This window comes from Nostoc cf. edaphicum LEGE 07299 (assembly GCF_015207245.1).
Taxonomy (GTDB): Bacteria; Cyanobacteriota; Cyanobacteriia; order Cyanobacteriales; family Nostocaceae; genus Nostoc; species Nostoc edaphicum_B.
In genome coordinates, this window is the sequence record NZ_JADEXF010000016.1 from 1 (window position 1) to 12,403 (window position 12,403).

At 42.0% G+C, this 12,403-nt stretch carries 8 protein-coding genes and 1 pseudogene; 6 read left to right on the forward strand and 3 right to left on the reverse strand.

The window, feature by feature from the left end:
• The 3 genes and pseudogenes from IQ229_RS00940 to IQ229_RS00950 form a co-directional block, all read left to right on the forward strand.
• A pseudogene (locus tag IQ229_RS00940) lies at positions 1-473 on the forward strand (glutathione-disulfide reductase); the annotation flags it as partial.
• A 226-nt stretch (positions 474-699) separates the two neighbouring features.
• Positions 700-1,650 (forward strand): DUF4396 domain-containing protein, encoded by a 951-nt coding sequence (locus IQ229_RS00945; RefSeq protein WP_228012955.1) that lies wholly within the window; start codon positions 700-702, stop codon positions 1,648-1,650.
• 2 nt (positions 1,651-1,652) lie between these two features.
• Positions 1,653-2,990 (forward strand): multicopper oxidase family protein, encoded by a 1,338-nt coding sequence (locus IQ229_RS00950; RefSeq protein ID WP_162398319.1) that lies wholly within the window; start codon positions 1,653-1,655, stop codon positions 2,988-2,990.
• A 67-nt stretch (positions 2,991-3,057) separates the two neighbouring features.
• Here IQ229_RS00950 and fldA read toward each other — a convergent pair whose 3' ends face one another.
• Positions 3,058-3,570, reverse strand: a complete 513-nt coding sequence (fldA, locus tag IQ229_RS00955) for a flavodoxin FldA (protein ID WP_162398318.1) — start codon at positions 3,568-3,570, stop codon at positions 3,058-3,060.
• Positions 3,571-3,972: 402 nt separating this feature from the next.
• Positions 3,973-4,875, reverse strand: coding sequence for a polysaccharide deacetylase family protein (locus IQ229_RS00960; RefSeq protein ID WP_162398317.1), 903 nt, complete (start codon positions 4,873-4,875; stop codon positions 3,973-3,975).
• A 389-nt stretch (positions 4,876-5,264) separates the two neighbouring features.
• On the opposite strand from IQ229_RS00960, the gene IQ229_RS00965 reads away from it, so the two are divergent.
• The 3 genes from IQ229_RS00965 (at position 5,265) to IQ229_RS00975 (ending at position 11,204) form a co-directional block, all read left to right on the forward strand.
• Positions 5,265-5,987: a DUF305 domain-containing protein gene (locus tag IQ229_RS00965; RefSeq protein WP_194040464.1), complete on the forward strand. Its 723-nt coding sequence runs from the start codon at positions 5,265-5,267 to the stop codon at positions 5,985-5,987.
• A gap of 345 nt (positions 5,988-6,332) precedes the next feature.
• Positions 6,333-8,018: an efflux RND transporter periplasmic adaptor subunit gene (locus IQ229_RS00970; protein ID WP_162398316.1), complete on the forward strand. Its 1,686-nt coding sequence runs from the start codon at positions 6,333-6,335 to the stop codon at positions 8,016-8,018.
• Positions 8,019-8,066: 48 nt separating this feature from the next.
• Positions 8,067-11,204, forward strand: coding sequence for an efflux RND transporter permease subunit (locus tag IQ229_RS00975; protein WP_162398315.1), 3,138 nt, complete (start codon positions 8,067-8,069; stop codon positions 11,202-11,204).
• 209 nt (positions 11,205-11,413) lie between these two features.
• Here the strand turns inward: IQ229_RS00975 and IQ229_RS00980 are convergent, their stop codons facing one another.
• Positions 11,414-12,088, reverse strand: a complete 675-nt coding sequence (locus IQ229_RS00980) for a DUF305 domain-containing protein (protein WP_162398314.1) — start codon at positions 12,086-12,088, stop codon at positions 11,414-11,416.
• Positions 12,089-12,403 lie beyond the last annotated feature (315 nt).

Here is a 12,403-nt window from a genome sequence, read left to right on the forward strand (position 1 = left end):
GTACTACTCAGGCTAATATTTTTGCTGTTGGAGATTGCACTGACCGACCCCATTGGACTCCTGTCGCCATTGCCACAGGTCGTGCCTTTGCTGACACTGTGTTTGGTAATCAGCCCCGAACTGTGAATTTAGAGTGCATTCCCTCAGCACTTTCTTCTAGACCGGAAGCGGCTACGGTTGGCTTGGCTGAAGCTAAAGCACGCGAAAAATTTGGAGAATCAATACGCTGCTATTCCCAAAGGTTTCAACCTCTTTTCGATGCCATTGCTGAACCGGAACAGAAAACTATGATTAAATTAGTAGTTGATAACAAATCAGACAGGGTACTCGGCGCTCATATGGTCGGTGAATACGCTGCTGAGATTATTCAATGTCTTGGACTTGCTATTCGGACAGGTATCACTAAAAAAGATTTTGATGCAACAATTGGTATTCATCCTTCAGCTGCGGAAGAGTTTTTCACCTTGCGCTAATTTTTGCTACTGACAAGAGTATATAGGATTTCTATTTGATTTCTGAAAATCCAGATTAGTCCAAAGCTCGGTTAACAAAGCCTAGAGGCTTAGTATACCTACCAAGATTCAAACCTGATTTTTATATCCAGCTAGTACTCCTTAATGAAAGACGCTTTTTAAGAAGTGGCTTGCTGTAAATTCAAAGGTAAATATGCGCTCCAAATCAATTTTAAGGATAGTTTTATTGACACTAACTCTAGGATTAGTGCTAATAACGCCACGCTTGGGAGTAAGTCAAAAGTCACCTAATTCTATTGAGAGCATTCCCAATTCTATTGCTCAAAGCCCCCCTGTATTTCAGCCTGCGATCAACTCAAATATGCCCAGCATGAATATGTCTGGCATGAATGAGGCAAACTTCAAAAGCTCTGCTTTGATTGATAGTGTTTTGATTGTTTGGTTTAGTCTGACAGTCCTCTCAGTGGTCTATGTAGCCTGGGATGCGTTCACCAGTAATCCTGAACTAACTGTAATGAAGTGGGGATGGCTATTAGTGACTCTCTACACAGGAGTAATTGGCGCAGCGCTGTACATTCTGTCTTGTAAGGAACCAGCTCCAATGCAGCATGAGGAATTTGTCAAACCATTGTGGAAACAGACTGTTGGTTCGACAATTCACTGTTTAGCTGGTGATGCAACGGGAATTATCGTTGCTGCTGCAATTACCATGACCCTCGGACTACCCATGTGGCTTGATGTAATTTCTGAGTATTTTTTCGGTTTTGCTTTTGGGCTGTTTGTTTTTCAATCTTTGTTTATGAAAGATATGCTGGGTGGTTCATATCTCAAAGCCGTCCGGCGTTCTTTTATGCCGGAATGGCTCTCAATGAATGCAGTGATGGCGGGAATGATTCCAGTGATGGTGATCCTGATGAGCCATGATATGACAGCGGTGGAGGCAACCTCAATTCGGTTCTGGGGTGTGATGTCTTTGGCAACTGTAGTAGGATTTGTAGTTGCTTTTCCCGTCAATATGTGGCTCGTTGCTGTTGGTCTAAAACATGGGATGCGAACCGTCCGGGCATTAGGTAAAGGTGGTCACAGTTTAGCTGCTGAAAGAGAAGAAATTACAGCAACTTCCGATAAAGTACCTGCATCCCATGCTGACACAGACCAGGCTATGGAAGGAATGTAACTATGAAAACCCGTCGAAATATAGATATGAATTCTTCTGCTGCCGATTCGCACGCAAGTATGTCAATGAAACCCAAAGCAACGCGATCGCAACTTCTAGCAGTAACGCTGTTAACACTATTAGCCTTAGCATTTGGTGTTTTTATCGCCGCACTCTACGGCAACTTTACCATGAGTGCTAGGAATATGCAGCCTGAGTCCATGCCGGGAATGAATATGGGCAACCAATCCATGCCTGGGATGAATATGAATAACGACAACAAGTCAATGCCTGGGACGAATATGAGTGGCACCAAATTTCCGACTCCAATATCATCGCTATCGCCTGCACCCATGAGTAGTGTCACTCAAATGAATGGTTTAGTCATGCCCCCAGGAATGATTATGACCTCTGATATGAGTATGGAAGCAATGGCAGACATGGCAGCAGTAGACTTGACAAAGATAGCCTACACTGCCCCTGTTGATGCACGGGGGGATCAGACTCTAACGCCTAAGCTAGAGAATGGTGTGAAGGTCTTTAACCTTGATGCTTCTTTGATCAAATGGAATATTTTACCAAATGTTCAGGTAGCTGCTTATGCTTTCAACCGTCAAGTTCCGGGGCCGCAGATTCGAGTTACTGAAGGCGATCGTGTCCGGATTGTAGTCAAGAACAACTTACCAGAACCAACGACAGTACATTGGCATGGCATGATTTTACCTAACAATATGGACGGGCCAGCCGATGTTACCCAAAAGCCAATTGCACCTGGTGCAAGCTATATCTACGAATTCACTGTTAAGCAAGCAGGCACTTACTTTTACCACTCTCACAAAGATGTAGACCGCCAGCAAACTTTAGGGATGTACGGTGCATTAATTATCGATCCCAAGAATAAACCAGAAACTCCTACCTACGATCAAGACTTTGTGGTTCAGCTTCAAGAGTGGACAGTAAAGCAAGGCTACACCTTCCCAGCAATGCCGATGGAAGGGCTAATGCCTAACTTCTTCACGATTAATGGTAAAGCTTATCCCTCTACCCAAACTATAAACGCCAAAATTGGTCAAAAAATCCGCTTCCGCTTCATTGGCTCAAATAATGCCTTCATCCACCCAATGCATATTCATGGTGGCCCATTCAAAATTATTGAAACAGATGGCAATCTCCTACCGGCCACTGCCCAAATTGAAAAGGATACTATCAATGTAGCTCCCGGTGAACGCTACGACGTAATTTGGACAGCTCGTGAAAAGGGTAAATGGTTGCTACATTGCCACATTGCCCATCACGCAACAAACGATAACGTTGAGGTGGAAGGTGGGGGTGGCTTAACAATGATTATCAACGTTACCTAAGTTAAATAAGCTTGAGTGAGAAGGCTAGTTCAGAACTGCGCCTGTTCAATGCGAGACTTTATACCTTTTATAAACCAAACTCTTGCTTAAGTTGAGCGACCCAAGCTTTAATTCGTTCATTCGTTAAATCAGATTGATTATCCTCATCAAGCGCTAAACCTACAAATTTACCATCGCGGACGGCTTTAGATTCACTAAATTCATAACCATCTATTGACCAATAGCCAACTGTTTCACCACCCTTTTCTGAAATTTTTTCTTCTATAATCCCTATTGCATCTTGAAAACTGTCAGGATAACCAACCTGATCGCCTGCTCCAAAATAAGCAACTTTTTTGCCACTAAAGTCAATGTTATCTAGCTCATCATAGAAATCTTCCCAATCACTTTGCAATTCACCAATATTCCAGGTAGGGCAACCGATGATGATATAACTGTAATCCTTAAAATCATTTGGTTCAGCTTGTGAAATGTCATTTAACGTTACTACGTCTTCTCCACCAAATTCCTTTTGAATTGTTTCCGCTTCAGTTTGAGTATTACCTGTTTGAGTGCCGAAAAATAAACCAATATTAGCCATTCTCCCTCCTTAATTTTCCTTGTAGTGATTGTTTTGCGTTGTGTTTATGCGGTCACTACTCTAGTTTGAAGCCGCTGTCGTATCTGCGTACTATCACCTTATACTAAGCAAAAGGGTAAATAATTTATGCTATCGCCATACACATCTGATGACAAAACTTTCTCGCCTCAACTTAAGAGGTTCCAAGGGTAAACTTCATCTCCCTAATGGCATGATTGTAATTTATTTCCAACGGCTGATAATTATTTCATCTTAATTTCATCTTGATATGTAAATATGGATGTTTGAGTATTTTCTTAAGAATGTTTAATCTAAATTTAGAAGTAAGTAATTAAAACAAGATAATTTGTATAAAAAAAGAATACAGATAGCTTGCATCAGGTAAAGTAATGAGTTGATATTTTATGTACCTTTATTCCCTTTATGAAACTGTGCTGTTGTTACCAACGGTGTTTTTTGTTCCTGTATTTCTAACAATTCTGGTATGGTTACAAACCGATAACCACGCTGTTTGAGTGAAGCGATAATTTGTGGTAAAGCCTTAACAGTGCGTGAGCGATCGCCACCACCATCATGCATCAGTACTATGCCACCAGGCTTTGCGTCCTTCAGCACATTATTGACGAGTCTGGATACTGGAGGACGGCGATAGTCGATCGAGTCATCTGACCACATGAGAACAGCGTAATTATTCTTTTGAGCGTAATCAGCTACACCATTGTTGAGGATGCCATAAGGCGGACGAAACAGAAAAGTTTTTACTCCCATAATTTGGTAAATAGCTGTTGCGGTGGACTCAATCTCACGCGCAGCAACAGACAGGTTCATATGCCGATACCAGTGATGCCACGTATGATTACCAATCGCGTGGCCATCGGCTACCTCTAGCTTGGCAATTTGGGGAAAATAATGCACCATCTCTCCCACACAGAAGAACGTTGCTTTAATATTTTGTTGCTTCAGGATTTGCAACACTTGTTGCGTGTATTTAGGTGCGGGGCCATCATCAAAAGTCAGTGCAATAACTTTGTCTGGTTTACTCAGCTGTGCCTGCTGAATGATTTTTCCCTGAAACTCATTAGGGACTGTAAAGATGTAACTGTTCACTTGTGCAACAATAGCTTTATTAGATGCCAAACTATGCTGATTGCTCACCGCGCTGGCACTGAGTTGTTCTGGTTTTTTGACTAATGTTTGATGGTCTGAGCGTTCTGAAAACCAAAATCTTCTGAAACCAAGGTCACATAAGACAGCGACTAGCGGGATGAGTACTATTCCTCCAATCAATAATTTTAGCTTTATCATATTAGATTTACTTATGTTTACTATAAACGCAAATTATTTTAAATACGTTACTTCCATAACATAATTATTTGCCATATCTAAACTCTGGAGCTAAGGTCGGCAAATCAAAGCGAGGTGTCACAAAAGAATTAGAACTTTAGGTTTTGTAGTAATGTACTACAATCTTCTAATTTCTTGTAGCTAGTCTTTGCTGAGAGCAGGAACCTTTAATTTCATCCTAATTTCATCTTCGGCTGTCAAACTATCTAGTAAGTACAACAGTTGCATTGTCAGCAATCAGTTACTTAGATGATTTTATTACTTAAGCAAAAAATAAATCACTTAAAGGGTTGACTCTCCAGTAAACTGGAGATTGCAAAATGAAATCAGGAAACATTTAGATAATCACTATGCAACTTTCTATTCTGAAAAACAGCTTTTTGTCATTGACCTTAGTAGCGATCGCCTCTGTTCCCAGCGGCTTGTTAATAGCCTGTTCTACAACTACTTCCCAAAACCAAGCATCAAACCCTACTACCACCGCCACTGATACTAGTAATAAGCAACCGATGAATCACGGCGGTGGCATGATGAATCATGGTGGTAGCACGATGAACCATAATATGGCAATGGATTTAGGATCAGCCGATGCTAATTATGATTTGCGGTTTATTGATGCGATGAATCCGCACCACCAAGGAGCAGTGGAGATGGCGAAGGTTGCACAGGAGAAATCGAAACGTCCTGAAATCAAAAAGTTGGTTTCGGAAATTATTAAAGATCAAGATAAAGAAATCGCTCAGTTGAAACAGTGGCGCACAGCTTGGTATCCCGAAGCAAGCAGTACCCCGGTGGCTTATGATGCGAAAACAGGTAAAACAGTCGCAATGCGTGACGAACAAATGCAAGGCATGATGATGAATATGGATTTAGGAGCCGCCGATACTGAGTTTGACTTGCGGTTCATAAATGCAATGATTCCCCATCATGAAAGTGCAATTACGATGGCTCAAGATGCAGTAAGTAAGTCTAAGCGTCCTGAAATCAAGAAATTGGCTCAAAGCATTATTGATTCACAGCAAGCAGAGATTAACGAAATGAAACAGTGGCGAAAAACTTGGTATAACCAGTAAGCAAAAGTATGTGTGTGAAGCATGAAGCGAGTATGCAGAGCCAATAGACAAGAAATATTTGCTGCCCTTACAGCGCTTCCGGCTATTATGCAATACAGTTTTTCTCCTTGCCCTCTCCTATCAAAGCTTTCAGATTTGGGGATGTACCTCATAGCTGCCGTAAGTGCTGTAAATTTTAGTAATGTTTAGAGCGATTTGATTTTAAGAGCGGTCAAAGCTCGATTTCATCCTAATTTCATTTCTGAATGAAAGACTAGTAGAAGAGTGTATTTCTAAAATTTAAAAGTACTTTTGACCGTTCGCAATTTCTTCTCTCCCATACATACTCAAGGATTTTTAGTAGCGATGTCTAACTCTCTGCTTTCCCAAACACCTACAGCTATTCGTTGTTTTTCTGGCACATTCCTGAGCCTGTTGTTATTAGCAAGTCCCGCAGTTGTTCTGGCTCATGGCGGACATGGAGACGAATTTCAAGGAGGAAGTGAAGCCACTTCAACTAATAATTCTATTCAGGTTGATGCCGACACAGCCAAACGGTTAGGGATTAAAGTCGAGCCAGTCCAACGTCAAAGGTTAGCTATTGGCATTAAAACTACTGGACAAATAGAGACTCTTCCTAACCAAAAAGTAGAAGTGACCACCCCAATTGAAGGGGCGAAAGTTATTGAATTGTTGGTGGAACCAGGTGCGTCAGTAAAGAAAGGTCAACCTGTTGCTGTTGTTACTAGTCCAGGCTTGGTGACGTTACGTGTGGAATCTCAGGACAAATTAGCACAAGGTCAAGCTGATTTACAACTGGCGGAAGCTGACTTAAGACTGGCTCAACAAAATTACCAAAGATATCAACAAATAGCTGACTCTGAAATTGCCCAAGCACAGAGTCAAGTTGACTTTGCTCAAGAAAAGTACAACAAAGACAAACAGTTAGCCACTGAAGGGGCTTTACCCCGACGCAATGCTTTAGAATCCCAGACCCAGCTAGCGCAGGCAAAAGCCGAACTTACTAAAGCTAACAGCCGTCGGGACGTTATCGGGGCAGAAAATCAACTTAAACGCGCTCAAGCATCAGTTCAGCTAGCAAAGTCAAATATTAATCGCAGTAACACTAGTTATCAAACTCGACTTGCTCAGCTGGAAAACCTTCCCAATGCTAAGGGACTAGTAACAGTAACCGCTCCCATCTCTGGTAAGGTTGCTGATAGAGAAGTTACTATTGGTCAAACTTTTAATGATGCAGGTGGTAAATTGATGACGATTGCCAATGACAGTCGGCTTTTCGCCACAGCTAACATTTATGAAAAAGATTTAAGCAAGGTAAAAACTGGTCAAAGGGTGACTCTAAAAGTAGCTAGTGTGCCTGAGCGTACCTTTTCTGGACGAATTTCCCGAATTGGTACGGCGGTAGAAGGAGAAACAAGAATTGTACCAGTACAAGCAGAAGTGAATAACTCTAGTGGGCAACTCAAACCAGGAATGTTCGCCGAGCTAGAAGTCTTAACAGACCAAACGTCCTCTACTATTTCAGCTATTCCTACCTCGGCAGTGGTTGACGCGAATGGTAAGAAAGTTGTTTACGTGCAAAATGGTAATGCTTACCAAACAGTTGAAGTGACTTTAGGGCAAACCTCTGGAGATATGGTTGAGGTCAAGAGTGGCTTATTTGAGGGAGATATGATTGTCACTGTGCGCGCACCGCAACTTTATGCACAATCTCTGCGAGGTGATACCAAACCAAAAGAAGATGAGCATGGTGCAGTTCCCTCACAGACAACAGAGGTTAAAACGTTTAGCTTACCACTACCCTGGTGGATTGCAGCAGGAGGGGGAGCTACTCTAGCTACTCTAGCTTTTATGGCAGGTACTTTTTGGGCTGGTCGTCGCAGTAAGTCGCCTTTAATACTAATAAATAACTCAGAGTTAGACCCTCCTGTCTCTGAAACAGAGATTTATGACGACAACTCTAAGTCGCCAGTTTTATCTAGATCGACAGTTGTGCATGAGCAAAAAGACTCTCAGCATCCACAATCTTAGTTGAACTCAACCTTGGCGTAATTTTATTGAACATTAATTGAACAAAATATGTTAAATGCTATCCTTAAGTGGTCAATTATCCAACGTTGGATAGTTGTGCTAGGAGCGATTGTAGTCACAATTTGGGGTACATATAACCTCACCCAGATGCCCCTAGATGTCTTTCCTGACTTTGCTCCGCCTCAAGTTGAAATTCAAACCGAAGCTCCAGGATTAGCACCAGAAGAAGTAGAAACACTAATTACCTTGCCGATTGAAAGTGCAGTGAATGGTACACCAGGGGTAGAAACAGTACGTTCTTCCTCTGCTGTCAGCATCTCCGTTGTCAAAGTCATTTTTAAATGGGGGACTGACGTTTATCAAGCTCGTCAACTAGTAACAGAACGATTGCAACAAGTACAGCAAAAATTACCAGAGGGCGTGGAAAATCCCCAAATTTCGCCTATTTCTTCCCCCATTGGCACAGTTCTACAATACGCCTTCACTGCTGAATCAACCCCACTTATGGAAGTGCGGCGCTTAGTTGACCGAGATGTCACCAATAGATTGCTAGCTGTACCGGGTATTTCCCAAGTAATTGCTTATGGTGGTGATATTCGCCAGTATCAGATATTGGTTAACCCAGCGAAATTAAAAGCTTTCAATGTCACCTTAGATGAAGTCACATCTGCGGCTAGAGGAGCTAACATCAATGCTGCGGGTGGGTTTTTAGTCAATCCAGACCAAGAGCTAATTATTCGTGGCTTGGGGCGCATCGAGTCAATTGAGCAACTGGGGAAGTCTGCAATAACGGCACGAAACGGAACGCCTGTACTACTACAAGATGTGGCAGATGTCAGCATTGGCGCAGCTTTAAAACGTGGTGATGGCAGTTTGGATGGTCAGCCAGCAATTGTGGTGATGGTCAACAAGCAGCCACAGAATGATACTCCCACGGTTACTAAAGCTGTGGAAAAGGCGATCGCCGAAATTAAAGCAGGTTTACCTAAAGATGTCAAAGTCATAGAAACCTTCCGTCAAGAAAACTTTATTGAAGCTGCTATTGAAAACGTTACCAGTTCTCTACGCGATGGCATTATCATCGTTTCCATCATCTTGTTGATGTTTTTGATGAACTGGCGCACCGCGATTATTACCCTCAGCGCCATTCCCTTATCAGTCTTAATTGGCATGATGATTCTGGGCTTATTTGGCCAGGGTATCAACACGATGACGCTGGGTGGTCTGGCTGTCGCCATTGGTTCGGTGGTCGATGACTCGATTGTAGATATGGAAAACTGTTATCGAGGTCTGCGGAAGAACCAAGTAGCAAGTAATCCGGTGCATCCCTTTAAGGTTGTTTATGATACTTCTGTAGAAGTTAGAGTTAGTGTGATTTTCTCAACGGTGATTATCGCCGTTGTCTTTGCACCAATTTTCATGCTTACAGGTGTGGAAGGTCGAATATTTGCGCCAATGGGTGTTGCTTATTTGATATCAATTTTTGCTTCTACATTAGTGGCAATGACTTTATCCCCTGCACTTTGTGCGATATTACTAGCAAATCGTCAATTACCCGCCGATGATACTTGGGTAAGTGCTTTATCACAACGCATTTATCGACCTCTTGTCAATTTTGCCATCCGTTTCCCCACAATTATTTTGGTAGTTGCGGGAGCATCATTAGTAGCTTCTTTGGTAATTTTACCGAGTTTGGGAAGGGTATTTTTACCAGAGTTTCAAGAACCATCCTTAGTGAATACAGTTCTGCTTTATCCAGGAAGTTCTCTGGAGGCGACAAACCAAGTTGGATTCGCGTTGGAAGATGCGCTGAAAGACGACAAGCGTTTTAAGACGGTGCAGTTACGAGCTGGACGCGCTGCTGGTGATGCGGATGCAGGGGGGGTGAATTTGGGACATTTAGATGTGGAATTGAGTGCAGAAGGATTAAAAGATCGAAAAGGGAGTATTGAGAAGCTGCGGGAGGAGTTTGGTAAGATTCCTGGAGTTGCTGCCAATATTGGCGGCTTTATCTCGCACCGCATGGATGAGGTATTATCTGGGGTAAGAAGTGCGATCGCAGTCAAAATCTTTGGCCCTGATTTAGCCCAATTACGTCAAGTCGGATCTGAAGTTCAGTCGGCTATGACTGGAATTCTGGGACTAGTGGATTTACAACTCGAACCCCAAGTCCCCATTAGACAGGTGCAAATTCAATTCAACCGAGAAGCAGCCGCTCGTTATGGTTTAACTGTTGGTAATCTGACTGAGATGGTAGAAACTGCGCTTAATGGACGAGTTGTATCACAAGTTCTCAAAGACCAACAATTATTCGATTTGGTGGTTTGGTTACAGCTAGAATCACGCAATAATTTAGATATCATCCGCAATTTGTTAATAGATACACCTACAGGGCAAAAAATACCTCTAGCTCAGGTCGCCAGTATTGATTATGGAACTGGCCCTAACACAATTAATCGGGAAAATGTTTCTCGCTTGATTGTTGTTTCTGCGAATGTCTCCGGTCGAGATTTAGGCTCTGTGGTGGAGGAAATTCAAAACAAAGTCCGTCAGTCGATACAGTTACCTACAGGGTATTTTATCCAATACGGCGGTCAGTTTGAATCAGAGCAACGAGCCACCCAAAATTTGCTAGTCTTTGGGGGATTAGCGTTGGTCATCATTGCAGTCTTAATGTACTTCGCAGTTAAATCTGTTGCTGCCATGCTGATGATCATGATTAACTTACCTTTGGCTTTGGTGGGAGGTATATTTTCTATTGCTTTGGGGGGCGGGATTATCTCTATCGCTTCCTTAGTAGGATTTATTACTCTATTTGGTGTAGCAACACGTAACGGACTACTGCTAGTAGATAACTACAACGGCAAGATTGCACAGGGAATGCCTTTACAGCAAGTAATTTTTGAGGGTTCAACGGAGCGATTGGTCGCCATTTTGATGACGGCTCTCACTTCAGCTTTAGGAATGATACCTTTAGTAATTGGTACAGGTGCAGGGAAAGAAATATTACAGCCTTTAGCTGTAGTGGTTTTGGGCGGATTGTTTACTTCTACAGCATTAACTTTAATGGTCTTACCAGCTTTATATGCTAAGTTTGGTAAGTTCTTGTTGCCTAAACATACTATGTCAGTTGTAGAGGATGGCAAAGTACCAAAAGCAGTTTTTGAGAATCAATCAATATCATAAGTTGATACTAAGATGCTATTCAATTTTATTGCCGAAATTCTTGGAATTTAAGCATAACAAAGCCTTGAAGTAAGGGTAGTGTTGCAAGAGTTGAATTTTACGGTTTGTTGCTACGTCGAGAGATAAAAACTAGACGTAGCACACCTCTAAAAGGTTCAGCTAGTAACACAGGGGTAAAGCACTTTCATGTATTACTACACGTTAGTTAATTAATCTGAATGTGACTCTGGATAAAGAAGATTGTGTTCAGTGTTAGGGGGATCAACAGCCGAACCCGCAGCCGCTGCTCCAACATAGTCTATATTGTAGATTTTTTTGAGCCAGCTTCGCAGCTGATTGATTTCCCTTGTTTGCTGAGTGACAACATTGGCACCTAAGTTTACAAATTCTACATGATAACTGCGGTCAATAATCTCTCCAGCAAATATAATGGCACCCCAGTGGTGTGAGGTCAAAGTCTTCATGAACATGATATTAAAATCGTCTCCACTCAACCTTGATAGCTGATTTATTACATTTTGACCAAATCTGTTCGATGTTGGTGAATACGAGATGCCATACCAGTTACTAAGCCACGACTGCATCGTTTGAATTTCTTGCTGTTGAGCGGTAATGACCTGACGACAAAGCGATTTCAATTCTTGAAGTGTAGCCCTCCGCAAACATACCTCCGACATTTCAATTGCAAAGTTGTGACCGTCAATTAAATCCCGTAGAAGGCGAATTTCAAGTTGCGTGAGCCTGTTTCTTGGAGCGGGTTGGCTTGCTAGTATTGGCTCAATCGCAATAGTAAAAACGCCAAGGGTGGGTGTCAGAGCTAGAAGCACTCGTAAAGCGATGCTAGCAGTTAAACATGGTAGTGAGCTTTTCCTATTATTCAACATCTGTCCTAGTTGTTTTTAGATAGCTTGCTTGCCACGCTATCAAGGATGCCTTTCTCATCCTATAAAAGTAAATCAAATAGCAAGACTTACACATGAAATAGTTGCCCATCAGCAAATGTCATATTGCTTTTAAGGCAAATCCATTAAATTTCTATCAAGCTCATTTGAGCAGACCAAGTAGTAAAAAATTTTTATTGTTGCCGAAGCGCTTGACCAAATTTTGGTTTCTACTGCGAGAACTGATGATACTTTAGGGGGTATGTAATGTAAAACACTTCTACCTAAAGACCTAATTGCTATTTATAACTAATTAAG

Coding starts and splice junctions, on each gene's coding strand:
- IQ229_RS00950 (WP_162398319.1), top strand. CDS start 1,653: ATGAAAACCCGTCGAAATATAGATATGAATTCTTCTGCTGCCGATTCG.
- IQ229_RS00980 (WP_162398314.1), bottom strand. CDS start 12,088: ATGTTGAATAATAGGAAAAGCTCACTACCATGTTTAACTGCTAGCATC.
- IQ229_RS00960 (WP_162398317.1), bottom strand. CDS start 4,875: ATGATAAAGCTAAAATTATTGATTGGAGGAATAGTACTCATCCCGCTA.
- IQ229_RS00965 (WP_194040464.1), top strand. CDS start 5,265: ATGCAACTTTCTATTCTGAAAAACAGCTTTTTGTCATTGACCTTAGTA.
- fldA (WP_162398318.1), bottom strand. CDS start 3,570: ATGGCTAATATTGGTTTATTTTTCGGCACTCAAACAGGTAATACTCAA.
- IQ229_RS00975 (WP_162398315.1), top strand. CDS start 8,067: ATGTTAAATGCTATCCTTAAGTGGTCAATTATCCAACGTTGGATAGTT.
- IQ229_RS00970 (WP_162398316.1), top strand. CDS start 6,333: ATGTCTAACTCTCTGCTTTCCCAAACACCTACAGCTATTCGTTGTTTT.